Genomic DNA, 15,448 nt, shown 5'->3' with positions numbered 1-15,448 from the left:
ATATAACATCCCTTCCCGACCCGCACGCTTTCCCTCCCCCTGTCCCATCGACGGGATTCGTGCGCCCCGCGATTGATACAGTGTAACAAAGGACCCATCCATGCCCGCCCACACCGCACGGCTCAAGCCGCATTCCCTGGCCCTGGCCCTCGCCGCCCTGCTGCCGTCCGTCGCCTTTGCAGCCGGTCAGGACACCGCCCATCGTGACCGCCACCTGACCGAGCTGTCCTCGGTGCAGGTCACCGCGTCGCCGCTGCAGGGCGATGCCGAATCCCTTGCGCGCCCGGTGGAGGTGCTGGCCGGTGAGCGCCTGGACGAACAGAAGGCCGGCACCCTCGGCGATACCGTGGCCAAGCTGCCCGGCGTGCAGAGCACCTTCTTCGGGCCCGGCGTCGGCCGCCCGATCATCCGCGGCCAGGAAGGCCCGCGCGTGGCCGTGCTGTCCAACGGCATGGGCAACATGGATGCCTCCACCGTCAGTGCGGACCATGCCACCAGCATCGAGCCGTTCCTGGCTGACCAGATCGAAGTGCTGAAGGGGCCGGCCACGCTGTTGTTCGGCAGCGGTGCCATCGGTGGCGCGGTCAACGTGGTCGATGGCCGCATCGCGCGCGAGCTGCCCGAGCGCCCGCTCAGCGGCCGCGCCGAGCTGCGTGGCAATTCGGTGAACAACGAGCGCAGCGGCATGTTCCGCCTCGATGGCGTCAGCGGCAATGTCGTGCTTCATGTGGACGGCCTGGTGCGCAATGGCGACGACTACCGCATTCCCGGCTATGCGGTGATCGACAGCCTGGAAGACCACCACGACGACCACGACCATGATCACGCGGGCGAGGAAGGCGAAGAGCCGCGTCGCGGCCGCCTCGACAACAGCTCCATCCGTACCCGCGCCGGCGGCGTCGGCGCCACCTGGCTGGGCGAAGGCGGCTACTTCGGCGTGTCGGCCAGCACCTACCGCACCAACTACGGCATTCCCAATGGCGCGCACGTGCACGCCGATGGTGATGATCATGGCCATGACCACGGTCACGACCATGGCGATGAAGAAGAAGGCGGCGACGAGCACGACGTGCGCATCGACATGGTGCAGAACCGCTTCGAGACCAAGGCCGGCATCTACAACCCGGTCTCGTTCCTGAAGAACATCAACGCACGCGTGGCCTACACCGACTACGAGCACGTGGAGCTGGAGGCCGGCACGCCCTCCACCCGCTTCACCAACCGTGGCATCGAAGCGCGCCTGGAAGCGGTGCAGCAGCAGATCGGTGGTTGGGACGGCGCCTTCGGCCTGCAGTTCGGCAACAGTGATTTCGGCGCCAAGGGTGAAGAAGCGTTCGTACCGGATACCGGTACGAAGAACATCGGCCTGTTTGTACTGCAGGAAAAGCAGTTCGGCCCGTTCAAGCTGGAACTGGGCGGCCGCCACGACCAGGTCAAGCTGGACCCGACCGGTGACTACCGGCGCCGCACCTTCGGCGCCACCAACCTCTCGGCTGCCGGCATCTGGAAGCTCAACGACGCGGTCGACCTGCGCATCGGCGTGGACAGCTCCGAGCGTGCACCGACCAACGAAGAGCTGTACGCCGCCGGCGCGCACATTGCTACCCGTTCGCTGGAGATCGGCGACGGCAACCTGAAGACCGAGCGCGGCCAGCGCGTGGAGCTGGGCATCCACACCCACAGCGAGCGCCTGGACTTCTCCGCCTCGGTCTACCAGACCAAGTTCAAGGACTTCATCTACCTGGCCGACACCGGCGTTACCGAGGGCCTGCCAGTTCGTGCGTGGACCCAGCAGGACGCGGTGTTCCGCGGCGCCGAGGCCGAAGCGCTGGTGCACCTGTTCGAGGGTGGCGCCGGTGACTGGGACCTGCGCCTGTTCGGTGACTACGTGAAAGCCAAGCTGGATGGCAGCGGCAGCCGCAACCTCGACATTGCCGTTCCGCATGGCGACCACAACCACAACTACAGCGTGGAACTTGCCAACACCGGCTACCTGCCGCGCATCGCCCCGGCCCGCGTCGGTGCCGACCTGCGCTGGTCGAAGGACGGCTGGCGCGCCTCGGTCGGTGCGGTGCGTTACAGCCGCCAGAAGGACGTCGCGCAGAACGAGGAGCCGAGCAACGGCTACACCCTGGTCGACGCGCACCTGGCCTACCGCTGGGATCGCAACGCCAGTAACAGCTATGAGGTGTTCCTGGATGGCAGCAACCTGACCAACCGCGAAGTGCGCCCGCATACTTCGCTGCTGCGCGACTACTCGCCGCTGCCGGGCCGTGGTGTCGCGTTCGGCATCCGCGCGTTCTTCTGATCGGATGTAGGAGGGGCGGATCCCTTTCCGCAGGAAAGGGCTCTGCCCCCACTCGCCCTTCAACGCATGGCGGGACCGCACCACGAGTACCATTCTCTCTCCCGGGGGGCCGTCTGGCTCCCCGTTCCTTTGTGCGTGAGCGAGATCGCGGCGCCCTCGCTCACACACCCGTCACAAAGATGTGCGTACGACAACAAGCGGACAATCCCGCCACTCAATGTCTCGCCAAACGGACACTTTTGTCCGAAAATAACTCCATGACCGCCCAACGTGCCGATGCTGCTGCCCGCCGTGCCCTCATCCTCGACGCCGCCGATCATGTCTTCGGCCAACATGGCGTCACCGCCCCGCTGGATCTGGTGGTCGAACGCGCCCAGGTGGGCCGCGCCACCCTGTACCGCAACTTCCCCGACCGCACCGCGCTGATCCAGGCGCTGCTGCAGCGTACGGTCGACCGCATCCGGCGCCAGGTCGAACAGCTCGGCGACCGCGACGACGCCCTGTTCGAGGTGTTCGAGGGCATGGCCCAGCGCATCATCGATTCGCCGGCGCTGGCCGATTACTGGCGTGCGGTCGATTCGGACGTGCCGGCCATGCGCGCGGCGCGCGAGACCGTGCGCGACCTGCTGGAGGAGCCGATCGCCCGCGCCAAGGCCGCCGGGCTGTGCCGTGCCGATCTGGAGAAGACGGATATTTCACTGATCTCGGGCATGCTGGGCGCAGCCCTGCGCGGCAAGACCCGCGACGAGCGCGCCCACCTCGCCGGGCGCGCCCTGCAGCTGCTGCGCGGGGGTCTTCAGGGAGCAACCAGCGAGGCGCGCTGATGGTCCAGCCGTATCTGAAGCCGGTTCCGGATTGGGAGGAGCACGAGAAGCCGACCATGCCCGGATCGGCATCGATGCCGTGGCACCCACCGCACCGTCGATTGGCGTATGCCCTGGTGTCACTGCTGGTGGCGATCACTGGCGGCCTCGGCAACGCGCTGGTCACCGCGAACCTGCCCTTCCTGCAGGGCCAGCTGGCGTTGACCCCGACCCAGGGCAGCTGGCTGGTGGCGGCCTATGCAATGGTCAATGTCACCGCCAACCTGCTGGCCTTCAAATTCCGCCAGCAGTACGGCATCCGCCTGTTCGCCGAAATCGGGCTGGGCCTGTACGCGGCGCTGGCGGTGCTGCACCTGTTCGTCGGCAGCTTCGAGACCACGATGCTGACCCGTGCCGCCAGCGGCTTCGCCGGCGCGGCCTGTTCGACCTTGGGCACGCTGTACATGCTGCAGGCCCTGCCCCGCCGCTTTACCGGCAACCTGCTGGTGGTCGGCGTCGGCCTTTCGCAGCTGGCGGTGCCGATCGCCTGGATCGTTTCACCAGGCTTGGTGGATACCGGCCAGTGGCACCAGCTGTATTCGTTCGAGGCCGGCCTTGCGTTGTGCGCATTCGCCGCCGTGGTGGTGTTGAAGCTGCCGCCTGGCATCCAGGTGAAGGCCTTCGAGCCGCTGGATTTTCTTACCTTCGCGTTGCTGGCGCCGGCGGTTGCGCTGCTGGTGATCGTACTGGCGCAGGGCTACACCCGTTGGTGGCTCAACACACCGTGGCTGGGCTGGGCGCTGATCGCCTCGATCGTGCTGTCCACCACCGCCTTCATCATCGAACACTACCGGCGCAATCCGCTGCTGCAGACACGCTGGCTGGCCAGCCTGCCCGTACTGCATTTCATCGTCGGCGCGTTCCTGATCCGCTTCCTGACCACCGAGCAGTCCTACGGCGTGGTCAACCTGATGCGCACGCTCGGCATGGGCCCTGATCAGTTGCGGCCGCTGTTCGTGGTGATTCTTGCCGGCGTGATCACCGGTATCGCCGGCACTGCACTGACTTTCGGGCCCAAACGGCTGATCCCGCAGCTGCTGATGGCGATCCTGCTGCTTGGCGCTGCCGCCTTCTTCGACCAGCACCGCACCAGCCTGGATCGGCCGCACGACTTCTACGCCAGCCAGTTCCTGGCCTCGGTCGGTGCCGGCATGTTCATGGGCCCGCTGATCATGCTCGGCATTTCCGCTGCGTTGAAACAGGGTGTGGACCACATGATCACCTTCCTGGTGACGCTGTCGATCACGCAGACGCTGGGCGGCCTGGCAGGTTCGGCGGTGCTGGGGACCTTCCAGCTGCATCGCGAGCAGTTGTACTCCAGCGCGTTGACCAGCCAGCTCGATCCCGCCGATCCGGTGGTGGCGCAGCGCCTGCGCATCCAACAGCAGCTGTATGCCGCCCAGATCACCGACCCGGTGCTGCGCAGCGCGCAGGGCAGCGCGCAGCTGGCGCAGACCACGCGCCGCGAAGCCAATGTGCGCGGCTTCAATGATGTGTTCACCCTGAGCGGTTGGCTGGCGATCGGTTTCCTGTGCTGGTTGCTGCTGCTGTCGCTGCGCACCGCCGTGCTCAAGCAATGGCGCAAGCGCCACCCCACTTCACCCGTTGCGGCCACCCCGGCCGCGCACCGCTGAGTCCTCCGCCATGCCCCCCGTTCCGCCCCGATCCGACGACGCCGACAATGTGACGCCACCGCCGCCGACCGACGCGGCACCTGCGCCCACGCCCGTTGAACCGGCAGTCGCGCCGAAGTATCTCAAGCCCAGCGCGCGCAGCGTGGTGGTGATGGTGGTGGTGGCCCTGCTGGGCATTGCGCTGATCCTGCGCGCCTGGCATCTGTGGCCGTTCACCAGCAGCGTGATGGTGACCGACAACGCCTATGTGCGCGGCCAGATCACCGTGATGGCGCCACAGGTCAACGGCTATGTGACCGAAGTGCTGGTGAAGGATTTCCAGCATGTGAGGCAGGGCGAGCCGCTGCTGCGCATCGATGACCGCATCTATGCCCAACGCGTCGCCCAGGCGCAGGCGACGCTGGACAGTGCGCGTGCGGCGCTGGCCAACTCCGACCAGTCGCAGGCGCAGAACCGTGCGCAGATCGCCTCGGCGCGCGCCACGCTCTCGGCCGGCCAGGCCGAACTGCAGCGCTCGCGCAACGAGCTGAAGCGCTACGAGGAACTGGCCGCGCAGCAGCTGGTGTCGATCAATGACCGCGACAAGTTCCGCACCAGCCAAGCCTCGGCGCAGGCCAGCGTGCAGCAGTCGCAGGCGCAGATCCGAATCGCCGAGGAAACACTGGTGTCGACCCAGGTCGCGCGCAAGAGCCTGGAGGCCCAGGTGGAAAGCGCACAGGCGCAGCTGGAACTGGCCCGCATCGACCTGGCCAACACGGTGATCCACGCACCGCGCGACGGCCAGATCAGTGAAGCCAGCGTGCGCGTGGGCCAGTATGTCGCCGCCGGTTCGCAGCTGCTGTTCCTGGTACCTGACACACTGTGGGTGGTGGCCAACTACAAGGAAGGCCAGACCTGGGGAATGGCGATCGGCCAGCCGGCCACGTTCTCGGTCGACGCGTTCCAGGGCCAGGTGCTGCGCGGCCGCGTGCAGGAGATCGCGCCCGCCACCGGATCGGAGTTCAGCGTGTTGCGCCCGGACAATGCCAGCGGCAACTTCACCAAGGTAGTGCAGCGGCTGCCGGTGAGGATATCGATCGATGAAGGCCAGAAGCTGGCCGCGCAGCTGCGGCCTGGCATGTCGGTGATCGTGCGGGTGGATACCGCAGGCAAGCCGATGGACTAGCGTTTGTCATGAAACGGGGGTCAGATCCCTTTTGCCAAGGCAAAAGGGATCTGACCCCAAGACCCATTGCTCAGCCCGCGCAGCGCGCGCAGAGACCGTGCACTTCCAGCGTCTGTGCCTGCGGCTGGAAGCCCAGTTCCTTGGCCCGCTTCTCCAGCTGGCTGACGATCTCGCGGTCTTCCAGCTCCACTGCGCTGTGGCAGCTGTTGCAGATCAGGAACGGCACCGAATGGGCGGCGCTGCTGGGATGGTGGCAGGCCACGAAGGCATTCACCGACTCCAGCTTGTGCACAAAGCCATTGGCCATCAGGAAGTCCAGCGCGCGGTACACGGTGGGCGGGGCATCAGCGCCCACGCCCTTACCGTTGCGCACCCATTCCAGCAGCTCGTAGGCCTTGACCGGCTTGCCGGCCTCGGCGATCAGCTTCAGCACGTTGGCGCGGATCGGGGTCAGGCGCAGCCCGCGTTCGCGCGAGACACGCTCGACCACCGCCACGAAATCCGATGCGTCGTGGACGTGGTGGTGCGGGGCGGTACAGGCAGTGGCGGTCTTGGCGGGCATGCGTGTTCTCCGGTTCGGGCCTGGCAAGGATGCCTCAGGCCGTTGCTACCTTGGTGATGGCCACATCAATGCGTTTCAAGGCCTGTTCGCGGCCGGCCAGGTACACGGTATGGGAAATGTCAGGGCTGACCTGGGTGCCGGTGATGGCCACGCGCAGCGGCTGGGCGACCTTGCCCATGCCGATCTCCAGCGCTGCGGCCGCGTCATGCAGGGCCACCCCCACCGACTCGGCGGTCCATTCCGGCAGCGCGGCCAGCAGCTCGCGGGCCTTGCCCAGCGCCACCTCGGCACCGGCCTTGAAGTGTTTGGCCACCGCCGCTTCATCGTACTCGGTCAGCGGCTGGTACCAGACCACGGCCTTCTCGGCCATTTCCTTCAGGGTCTGCACGCGTTCACGCAGGGCGATCACCACATCCTCCGGAGCCGGGCCGGCGGCCACGTCCAGCCCCAGCTTCTGCAGCTGGTAGACCAGGTGCGGCACGATCGCGGCCACGTCCTCGGTCTTCAGGAAGTGCTGGTTGACCCAGCCCAGCTTGGCCATGTCCAGGCGCGAGGCCTTGGAATTGCAATCCTTCACGTCGAACAGGTCGATCAGTTCCTGGCGGCTGAACAGCTCCTGGTCACCATGCGACCAGCCCAGGCGGGCCAGGTAGCTCAGCAGCGCATCGGGCAGGTAGCCGGCGTCCTTGTACTGCATCACGTCAGCCGCACCGGTGCGCTTGGACAGCTTGGCGCCCTGCTCGTCCAGGATCATCGGCATGTGGCCGAACCTGGGCACCGGCGCGCCGATGCCTTCATACAGGTTGATCTGGCGCGGGGTGTTGTTGATGTGGTCGTCGCCGCGGATGACCTCGGTGATGCCCATGTCCCAGTCGTCCACCACCACCGCGAAGTTGTAGGTGGGGTAGCCGTCCGGGCGGAAGATGACCATGTCATCCAGCTCGCTGTTGGCGATCTCGATGCGGCCCTTGATCAGGTCATCGAACACCACCGTGCCTTCCAGCGGGTTCTTGAAGCGGATGACGCGGTTCGGGTCGTCCCGGTAGGGCAGGCCCAGATCGCGCGCAGCGCCGTTGTAGCGCGGCTTTTCCTGCCTGGCCATGGCCGCCTCGCGCATGGCATCCAGCTCCTCGCGGGTCTCGTAGGCGTAGTAAGCCTTGCCCTCGGCGATCAGCTGCTCGGCCACTTCCTGGTAACGGGCGACGCGGTCGGTCTGGTAGATCGGGCCTTCGTCGTAGTCCAGGCCCAGCCACTCCATCGCCTCCAGGATGGCGTCGATTGCGCCCTGGGTGCTGCGTTCGCGGTCGGTGTCCTCGATGCGCAGCACGAACTCACCGCCGCGGTGACGGGCCTCCAGCCAGCAGTACAGCGCGGTGCGGGCACCACCGATGTGCAGGTAGCCAGTGGGACTGGGGGCGAAGCGGGTGCGGCAGGTCATGGACGGCTCGAGGAACGGGAATCCCCCGATTTTACCAGCCCACCGCCCCCGACGGAAAAAGGGGACGGAGGGGATTAAGTCGCGATTGCCCAGCCCTGGGGTGCTGCAACCGGGAAGCGGAGGGGAGATGCGACTTAATCCCCTCCGTCCCCTTTTACGGTTCTGCCTTTCGCGGGAAGGACGGCTCGCGCATTGCGGCGTTGTAGGCGAACGAAGCGACGATGGCCGCGGCCTGCTTCAGGTCTTCCGGTTCGGCGTGGTCCCAGGTGTCCAGGTGGCTGTGGTGGACGTTGGTGAAGTAGTCCAGCCGGTCCTGGATGAACTGGAAGCCCGGCAGGCCGATGCGATCGAAGCTGATGTGGTCGGTACTGCCGGTGTTGCGGGTGGCCACGGTGGTGGCGCCCACGTCATGGAACGGCGCCAGCCAGGCTTCGAAGATCGGCATCGCCGCCAGGTTTTCCTGCGCGTAGATGCCACGGAAGCGGCCCGAGCCGTTGTCCATGTTGAAGTAAACCTGGAACTTGCTGTAATCGCGGGTCTTCTGCAGTGCACCGGTCGGCTCGCGCAGCGACGCCGGCAGCGCCTTCTGCGCCGCGTCAGTGGGTTCGGGGAAGCGACCGAAATGCTTGGCGACGTAGGCCTGCGAGCCGATCAGGCCCTGCTCCTCGCCGCTCCACAGCGCCACGCGGATGGTGCGCTTGGGCTTGGCGCCGGTGGCCTTGAGGATGCGCATCGCCTCCATCATCACCGCCACGCCGGCCGCGTTGTCGGCCGCACCGGTGCCGCTGTGCCACGAATCCAGGTGCGCACCGATCATCACCACTTCATCGGGCTTGCTGCTGCCGCGGATCTCGGCCAGCGTGTTGTAGCCGGGCTGGTCGGCCTCGTCGGTGAAGCGCGCCGCTACAGCCACGCGCAGGCGCACCGTCTGCTTGGCCTGAAGCGCCCGCACCAGCGGATTGAAGTGTTCGCTGATCATCGCCAGTTCCGGGATGCCCACCGGCTCACCGACCTTGCGCGAACCGCCGCCGGCAACGCGGATGATGCCGTTGTCCCAGCTGCTGATGCTGATCGAGGCCAGCGCGCCCTCTTCGACGAAGAACGCATTGACCTTGGCCGCCAGCTGCTGGCGCTCCTGGTACTCCTTGACCCGCTTGGTGCGCTCGGCGGTAGCATCCTTGTCCTTGGGCAGGGTGAACTCCTGCAGGCCCTCGAGCGAGGTCGCGTCGTGGCGGTGCGAATCGGGCTCGGTGCCCCGCTTGTATTCGCGTGCCTCGCCCAGCAGGAGGATCTTGCCACGCAGCTTGCCGCGGTACTTCTCGATGTCTTCGGGCTTCTTGATGTCGACCTGCACCAGCTCGCCTTCGACCGGGCCCTTCGTACCGGGGGTCCAGGCCTTGGGGAGCGCATGCAGCGGCTGCACGCGGTCACCCAGCATTTCCACGCTCGCCGAGGTGAATTCCCAGCCACGGCCGAAATCATCGAAGGCCTCGTCGTGGACGTTGTCCAGCTTCCATTCGTTGAACTTGCCGCGGGTCCACGCATTGGCGCGGCCCATCGCCGGCGAATTGCTCAGGCGCGGGCCGATGCGCTCGGTGAGATAGCTGAAGGTGTCCATCACCTGCGAACGGTGGAACGCCTCCTGACGGATGCGGCTGACCATGTCCAGGTCCACCGTCTCGCGCTGCTGTGCCGCTGCATTGCCACCCATCGCCAGCGCTACGGCCAGCACGCCCCACTTCAACACATCGCACCCCTGCCCTTCGGCTCGATCATCAACCCATCGAGTCTAGCCAGCCGGGGCGCGGCGATACCGTCCCATCGGTCATGGGCGGCGCGGAAGCGTGCGAACCGAGGTTCGCACCCACAGGAGAGTGGTTGGTTCGCACCCACAGCAGAGTCTTGGTTCGTACCCGCAAAAGCCGAATCACCCGCTCCATCCCAACCACAACTGCGCCCGCTCCGGCAGCAACAGCAACCAGTGCCGCCGGTCGACGCTGCTGCAGCCGTACACCGCCGCGTGTGCCGGCCAGTCATCCGGAAGGCCGCCGATGCCGATCTCGGCCAATGCCTCCGCGCCGGCCTTCCATGGCCGATAGCGCGGCACCCGCCCGGCCACCGCGCCGCGTCCCTGCCGCGCCCCCTGCAGCCAACGCAATCCCTGCCCCTGCAATCCTTCGCAGGTCACCGCCGCCAGCTGGAAGCGGACCAGACCGGGGGCGATCCGCGCCCCCGGCAGGGCCGCCAGCACGCCATGTGCCTGCAGCAGCGCATCCACTTCCAGCAGGGCCGGAATGCCCTGCCGTGCCCGTTGCCGCAATCCCTGGCGCCAGCCCATGGCGTGCTCCTTACTTCAGGTCCGCGCCGAGCGCGTACCAGTCGACCCGGCGGGTCACCCACATCGCAAGCGCCAGGATCACGAACAGCAGCAGCGACCCCATCAGCAGTGCGTTGTTCTCCGACACCAGCAGGCCATACAGCGCGCCGTACAGCACGGTCAGCAGGGCCGCGAAGCCGAGGCCGCGCTTCCAATGGCCCAGCACGTTGGCCAGGTACACCGCCTGCAGGCCGATGCAGGCCACCGCCGAGACCAGGTAGGCCTTCCAGAACGCGATGTGTTCGGACAGGCTGATCAGCAGCAGGAAGAAGATCGCCAGCGCCAGGCCGACCATGAGGTACTGCAGCGGGTGGATGCGTAGCGACTTGATCAGCTCGAACAGGATGAAGCCGACGAAGGTCAGCAGCACGAACAGCACCCCGTACTTGGACGCACGGTCGGCCTGGGTGTAGGTATCGACCGGATCGACCAGCGACACCGTCACCGCCTGCGAGTCGACCGAACCTTCATTGCGCAGCTGCCGCTGTGCGTCGGAGGCCAGCGAGGACACCGCCCAGCGCGCGTCGAATCCCTGTGCATCAACGCGCCGCTCGTTGGGCAGGAACGCACCGCTGAACGACGGATGCGGCCAGCTCGAACGCAGCGCGATGTGGGTGTCATCGCCTACCGGCACCACCGACAGCATGCGGCTGCCATCCAGGCGCAGCTCCAGTTCAACGGTGCTGGCCGCCAGCGTGCCGCCCTGATCCGCAGCGAAACCGGCCACCGGCGCATGCAGGCCACGGCCGACTTCGCTGGCCACGCCGACGCCCGGCAGCAGGCGCAGCTGCTTGCCATCCACGCGCAGGTTCGGTGTACCGACCAGGCCGCGCACATCGGAAATTCCCACCGCCACATACGGCTGGCCATACGTGCGCCCTGCCTTCACCGGATAATCGTCAGCGGCGAAGCTCGCCTTCATCTGGCCGTTCCAGCTGTACACCGGCACCTTGAACAGGCCGACTTCGCGCTGGCTCGGCAGCATCTCACCGCCCACGTCCAGCGACGCCGGCATCTGCAGCCAGTGCCCCTCGGTGACCTGCACCTCGGTCTTCTTGACGCCCAGCGGGTCAACCAGTTCAACCTGCTTGCGTTCCACCCACGGCACCACCCGCACCGGGCCCACCAGCTGCTGCGTGCCGGCACGGCTGTCGGCCACCCGCGCAAAGGCCTCGTCGCGGTACTGGCTGCGCTCGGTGATCACCCCGCGGATCATCATCAGCGGCACCAGCAACAACAGGATCAGCCCGCCGACAATGGCGAACCGCAGCAGCATCTTCAGGGATTTCATGGTCCATCCTCGTTGGAGAGGGCTGCAGGATGGACCGCTGCGGTGAGCAGGGTTTGTGGCGAATTTGAAGCGAGTGTGAAGTCAGCGGCGCGGGCGCTGGCCCGCTGCACCCAACGGCAGCCACAGGCTGGCCACCGTGCCACCGCCATCGCGGGCGTCGAGGCTGGCGCGTCCGTCATGCAGGCGAGCCACTTCCTGCACGAACGGCAGGCCCAGGCCGGAACTGCGCCGGCCGCTGCCGGGGCGGGCCAGCGAATAGAAGCGTTCGAACACCCGTTCGCGCGCGTAGTCGGGAATGCCGGCACCGCGATCCGCTACCTGCAGGCGCACGCTCGGCCCGTCCACCTCGGCCTGCAGCGCGATGTCCGCGCCGGGCGGTGAGAAGGCAATGGCGTTGTCGATCAGGTTGTGCAACGCCTGCCGCAGCAGATAGGCATCACCCTGCACGCGCATGTCGGGCACGCTGCCGATGCGCACCTGCACGCCGGCCGCCTGCGCGCGCACCTGCGCGGCCGCCGCTGCGTCGGCCAGCAAGGTTGGCAGCGCGATCGGATCGCGGGTCTGCAGCCAGCCGTGCTGTTCCACTTCGGCCAGCGCCAGCAGCTTGTCGATCGTCTCGGTCAGCCGCTCCTGCTGATCGACGATGCTGCGTGCGAAATGCACGCGGTCGGCTTCCGGCAGCGGCTCCTGCAGCAGCTCGGCGGCACCGCGGATCGCCGCCAACGGACTCTTCATTTCATGCGTCAGCGACTGGACGTACTGCTCGACGTAGGCCTTGCCCTCGAGCTTGCGGCGCATCGTTTCCAGTGCCTGGCCCAGGTCGCCGATCTCGTCGCGGCGACGCCGCGGCGGTGGCACCGGTTCGCCGGCGCTGACCGCCCGTGCATAGCGGCTGAGCTGGCCAAGGCCCGTGGTGAGCCACATCGTCACCAGCACGCCGACCAGCGCCGACAATCCGATCAGCCAGGCGCCGCGCTCGATGATGGCGCGCTGGCTGGCCGCAATGAACGGATCGATGCTGCGGTTGGGCTGGGCCAGGCTGAGCACGCCGATCAGGGTGCGGCCATCGGCCGGGTCGTATACCGGCGCCGCCACATGCATCACCGTATCGCCTTCTTCGCCTGGCACTTCCGGGCTGGAGCGGGCACCGTACTCGCCACGCAGGGTGCGGTAGACATCGTTCCAGCGCGAATTGTCACGCCCCAGGTCGCGGCCCAGCGAGTCGTAAATGACGATGCCCTTGGCATCGGTGATGGTCACCCGGTAGTCCAGTGAGCGCTTGGGAAAGCGCCAGACCATCGCCTTCAGGTCACGCTGCCGCGCCTTGGCCAGGTTGCGGGTGAAGCTGCCGCTGCGGATGGTGCCGTCCTTGACATCGGCCGCCGCCATCTCGGCCAGCACGTTGGCGGCATCGACCAGGGTCGATTCCATCGCCTGGCGCACACCCGGCTTCACTTCGTTGACGAACACGCGCATCACGAAGAACGCGGCGATGCCGGTGATCAGGAAGAAGCCGAGGAACAGCTTCAGGACCAAGCGCATCGGCTAGACCTCCAGCGCGTAGCCGAGGCCACGGTGGGTGCGGATCGGGTCGTCGCTGGCACCGGCTGCGCGCAGCTTGGCGCGCAACGTCTTTACATGGGTGTCGACGGTGCGGTCGGCACTGTCGGCGCTGCTGTCCCAGCCGCGATCCATCAACTGGGCGCGACTAAGAATGGCGCCCGGCCGCTGCAGCAGCGCTTCCAGCAACGCGTACTCGTAGCGGGTCAGGTCCAGCGCGTGGCCGCGGAAGCGGATGCGCCGGCCTTCGCGGTCGATGGCGAAGGCACCATGTTCCTGCCAGCCCGCATCGGCGCCGGGGGCTGCCGCGACCGGTGCGGCGCGACGCAGGCGCGCACGCACCCGCGCCACCAGCTCACGCGGCGAGAACGGCTTGGTCATATAATCGTCGGCGCCCAGTTCCAGGCCCAGCACGCGGTCCACTTCATCGTTGCGGGCGGTCAGGAAGATCACCGGCAGCTGGGCCGCCGGCCCGGGCTGCGCGCGCAGCCGCCGGCACACCTCGAAACCGCCCAGGTCGGGCAGGCCCACGTCCAGCACCACCACGTCGATATCCCCGGCCTGCAGGCGCTTCAGGGCCTCGCCACCGAGCAGGCAGTGGCTGGCGGCATAGCCCTCGCTGCGAAGCGCATAAAGCACGGTTTCGGCGATGGCGGCTTCGTCCTCGACCACCAGGACATGGGCAACAGGAGCTGTCATGGCGCGCAGCATAGCCGCTGCGGCCGCCGCCCCGTACACTGCGGCCCATGAACTATCGCCACGCCTTCCATGCCGGCAACCACGCCGACGTGCTCAAACACATCGTGCAGCTGGCCCTGATCGACAGCTTCAAGCGCAAGGACAGCCCGTTCTTCGTGCTCGACACCCACGGCGGTGCTGGCCGCTACCTGCTGGCCAGCGAAGAGAGCCGCAAGACCCTGGAGGCCGAATCCGGAATCATGCGGCTGATGGCCCAGCCCAGGCTGCCGGAGGTAGTCGAGCGCTACCTGAAGGCGGTGCAGGCCGACAATCCGGTGGGCGCACTGACCAATTATCCGGGCTCGCCGCTGCTGAGCGCGCAGGCCATGCGCCCCCAGGACCGCATGGCGGTCTGTGAGCTGCAGGAAGCCGAAACGGCCACGCTGAAGGCCCTGTTCGCCCATGACAGCCGCGTCGACGTTCGGGCGGGCGATGGCTATGCCCTGCTGCGTTCGCTGCTGCCGCCGAAGTTCAACGGCAGCAAGATCGGCCGCGGCCTGGTGCTGATCGACCCGCCCTACGAAGCCCAGGATGCCGAGTACCAGGCGGTGCTGGCCGCCCTGGCCGAAACCCTGGCACGCTGGCCGCAGGCCACCTGTGCGGTCTGGTTCCCGATCAAGCAGCGCCGCACCATCCTGCACTTCCTGCGCAAGGCCACCGCCCTGCCGGTGAAATCGGCGATGACGATCGAGTTCCTGGTGCGCCCGGACGACTCGCCGCTGCGCCTCAACGGCAGCGGCATGCTGCTGCTCAACCCGCCGTGGCAGTTCGACCGCGTGGTCGGTCCGGCCCTGCCGGCGCTGCGCCAGCACCTGGGCGAACCCGGGGCCAGCACCCGCCTGGACTGGCTCAAAGCCCCCGAATAACGGCCTTCACGAGGCTGTACCGCCGTGAGCCTTTCGTTCACGGAACGCAGCCCCGGTGATGCCACAATCGATGGACCACCAAGGAATCACCCGGTATGGCCACTCGCAACCGCATGCCGCCCTGGCATGAGATCTTCAAGGCTCCCAGCGGCCACGAGCTGCTGATCCGCCCCATCCGCCCGGAAGATGGCGCACCGCTGCAAGCGGCATTCAGCCTGTTCGGGCCGGAAGAAATCCGTGATCGTTTCCTGCAGGCGGTGACCGAGCTGTCGCCGGAAACCACCCAGCGTCTGACCCACCCCAACCCCAAGACCGAGATCACCCTGGTCGCAGCCGAGTCCCTGCCCGCGGGCGAAGCGGTGGTCGGCGCGGTCGCCCGGGCCTCGATCATCCCCGGCACCCGTGAAGCCGAGTACGCGATCCTGATCAGCCGCTTCCTGATCGGCCAAGGCCTGGGACGGCAGCTGATGCGCAAGCTGGTGAAGTGGGGCCGTGGCAAGTACCTGGACCGCCTGTACGGCGACGTTGCCGCCGAGAACGAACCGATGAAGCAGCTGGCCGCGTCGCTGGGCTTCAAGCCGGTGCCGCACCCGACCGGAGCCGAAGGCCTGGTCCGGATGGTGCTGGAGCTGGACAACTGACGGAT

Annotated in this window: 13 protein-coding genes; 6 read left to right on the top strand and 7 right to left on the bottom strand. The window is 67.1% G+C overall.

The genetic code is table 11. The features are described from left to right. Positions 1 to 100 precede the first annotated feature (100 nt). The 4 genes from ACSYHF_RS06265 to ACSYHF_RS06250 all read left to right on the top strand — a co-directional run bounded on the left by ACSYHF_RS06265 (position 101) and on the right by ACSYHF_RS06250 (position 5,970). The gene (locus ACSYHF_RS06265) at positions 101 to 2,308 is read left to right on the top strand and encodes a TonB-dependent receptor (RefSeq protein ID WP_005415803.1); all 2,208 of its coding nucleotides are present in this window, start codon (positions 101 to 103) and stop codon (positions 2,306 to 2,308) included. A 257-nt stretch (positions 2,309 to 2,565) separates the two neighbouring features. Next, positions 2,566 to 3,132, top strand: a complete 567-nt coding sequence (locus ACSYHF_RS06260; RefSeq protein WP_005415802.1) for a TetR/AcrR family transcriptional regulator — start codon at positions 2,566 to 2,568, stop codon at positions 3,130 to 3,132. After that, the gene (locus ACSYHF_RS06255) at positions 3,132 to 4,805 is read left to right on the top strand and encodes an MFS transporter (protein WP_262221976.1); all 1,674 of its coding nucleotides are present in this window, start codon (positions 3,132 to 3,134) and stop codon (positions 4,803 to 4,805) included. Before ACSYHF_RS06260 ends, ACSYHF_RS06255 begins: the two co-directional genes overlap by 1 nt. Before the next feature lie 10 nt (positions 4,806 to 4,815). Further along, on the top strand, positions 4,816 to 5,970 hold the full coding sequence (locus tag ACSYHF_RS06250) for an HlyD family secretion protein (RefSeq protein ID WP_262221977.1): 1,155 nt from the start codon (positions 4,816 to 4,818) through the stop codon (positions 5,968 to 5,970). 70 nt (positions 5,971 to 6,040) lie between these two features. On the opposite strand, the gene ACSYHF_RS06245 is transcribed toward ACSYHF_RS06250, so the two are convergent. From ACSYHF_RS06245 to creB, 7 genes are all read right to left on the bottom strand, one after another. Then, a complete protein-coding gene (locus tag ACSYHF_RS06245) occupies positions 6,041 to 6,532 on the bottom strand; it encodes a Fur family transcriptional regulator (RefSeq protein WP_005415799.1) in 492 nt (163 codons plus the stop codon). 34 nt (positions 6,533 to 6,566) lie between these two features. Further along, the gene (gene gltX, locus ACSYHF_RS06240; RefSeq protein ID WP_005415798.1) at positions 6,567 to 7,970 is read right to left on the bottom strand and encodes a glutamate--tRNA ligase; all 1,404 of its coding nucleotides are present in this window, start codon (positions 7,968 to 7,970) and stop codon (positions 6,567 to 6,569) included. A gap of 154 nt (positions 7,971 to 8,124) precedes the next feature. Beyond that, the gene (locus tag ACSYHF_RS06235) at positions 8,125 to 9,717 is read right to left on the bottom strand and encodes a M20/M25/M40 family metallo-hydrolase (protein ID WP_447576176.1); all 1,593 of its coding nucleotides are present in this window, start codon (positions 9,715 to 9,717) and stop codon (positions 8,125 to 8,127) included. Positions 9,718 to 9,897: 180 nt separating this feature from the next. Next, positions 9,898 to 10,308 carry a hypothetical protein gene (locus ACSYHF_RS06230; protein ID WP_005415796.1) on the bottom strand — a complete coding sequence of 137 codons (411 nt, stop codon included), beginning with the start codon at positions 10,306 to 10,308 and terminating at the stop codon, positions 9,898 to 9,900. A 10-nt stretch (positions 10,309 to 10,318) separates the two neighbouring features. Beyond that, positions 10,319 to 11,638 carry a cell envelope integrity protein CreD gene (gene creD / locus ACSYHF_RS06225; protein ID WP_072166849.1) on the bottom strand — a complete coding sequence of 440 codons (1,320 nt, stop codon included), beginning with the start codon at positions 11,636 to 11,638 and terminating at the stop codon, positions 10,319 to 10,321. 81 nt (positions 11,639 to 11,719) lie between these two features. After that, entirely contained in the window at positions 11,720 to 13,180 is a 1,461-nt protein-coding gene (gene creC, locus ACSYHF_RS06220; protein ID WP_197598494.1) for a two-component system sensor histidine kinase CreC, read from the bottom strand. Positions 13,181 to 13,183: 3 nt separating this feature from the next. After that, entirely contained in the window at positions 13,184 to 13,909 is a 726-nt protein-coding gene (gene creB, locus ACSYHF_RS06215; protein WP_072166850.1) for a two-component system response regulator CreB, read from the bottom strand. A 35-nt stretch (positions 13,910 to 13,944) separates the two neighbouring features. On the opposite strand from creB, the gene ACSYHF_RS06210 reads away from it, so the two are divergent. Next, the gene (locus ACSYHF_RS06210; RefSeq protein ID WP_053499314.1) at positions 13,945 to 14,802 is read left to right on the top strand and encodes a 23S rRNA (adenine(2030)-N(6))-methyltransferase RlmJ; all 858 of its coding nucleotides are present in this window, start codon (positions 13,945 to 13,947) and stop codon (positions 14,800 to 14,802) included. Positions 14,803 to 14,897: 95 nt separating this feature from the next. Beyond that, positions 14,898 to 15,443, top strand: coding sequence for a GNAT family N-acetyltransferase (locus tag ACSYHF_RS06205; RefSeq protein ID WP_004150340.1), 546 nt, complete (start codon positions 14,898 to 14,900; stop codon positions 15,441 to 15,443). Positions 15,444 to 15,448 lie beyond the last annotated feature (5 nt).

The sequence above is a fragment of the Stenotrophomonas maltophilia group sp. P373 genome, from assembly GCF_053295075.1.
Note: the sequence above shows the minus strand (reverse complement) of the source record. Positions and strands in the feature narration are given on the sequence as shown.

Bases quoted from the DNA above. Each gene is read 5' to 3' on its own strand.
- ACSYHF_RS06210 (WP_053499314.1), top strand. From the start codon at position 13,945: ATGAACTATCGCCACGCCTTCCATGCCGGCAACCACGCCGACGTGCTC.
- ACSYHF_RS06255 (WP_262221976.1), top strand. From the start codon at position 3,132: ATGGTCCAGCCGTATCTGAAGCCGGTTCCGGATTGGGAGGAGCACGAG.
- creD (WP_072166849.1), bottom strand. From the start codon at position 11,638: ATGAAATCCCTGAAGATGCTGCTGCGGTTCGCCATTGTCGGCGGGCTG.
- ACSYHF_RS06250 (WP_262221977.1), top strand. From the start codon at position 4,816: ATGCCCCCCGTTCCGCCCCGATCCGACGACGCCGACAATGTGACGCCA.
- ACSYHF_RS06245 (WP_005415799.1), bottom strand. From the start codon at position 6,532: ATGCCCGCCAAGACCGCCACTGCCTGTACCGCCCCGCACCACCACGTC.
- gltX (WP_005415798.1), bottom strand. From the start codon at position 7,970: ATGACCTGCCGCACCCGCTTCGCCCCCAGTCCCACTGGCTACCTGCAC.
- ACSYHF_RS06205 (WP_004150340.1), top strand. From the start codon at position 14,898: ATGGCCACTCGCAACCGCATGCCGCCCTGGCATGAGATCTTCAAGGCT.
- creC (WP_197598494.1), bottom strand. From the start codon at position 13,180: ATGCGCTTGGTCCTGAAGCTGTTCCTCGGCTTCTTCCTGATCACCGGC.
- ACSYHF_RS06230 (WP_005415796.1), bottom strand. From the start codon at position 10,308: ATGGGCTGGCGCCAGGGATTGCGGCAACGGGCACGGCAGGGCATTCCG.
- ACSYHF_RS06265 (WP_005415803.1), top strand. From the start codon at position 101: ATGCCCGCCCACACCGCACGGCTCAAGCCGCATTCCCTGGCCCTGGCC.
- ACSYHF_RS06260 (WP_005415802.1), top strand. From the start codon at position 2,566: ATGACCGCCCAACGTGCCGATGCTGCTGCCCGCCGTGCCCTCATCCTC.
- creB (WP_072166850.1), bottom strand. From the start codon at position 13,909: ATGCTGCGCGCCATGACAGCTCCTGTTGCCCATGTCCTGGTGGTCGAG.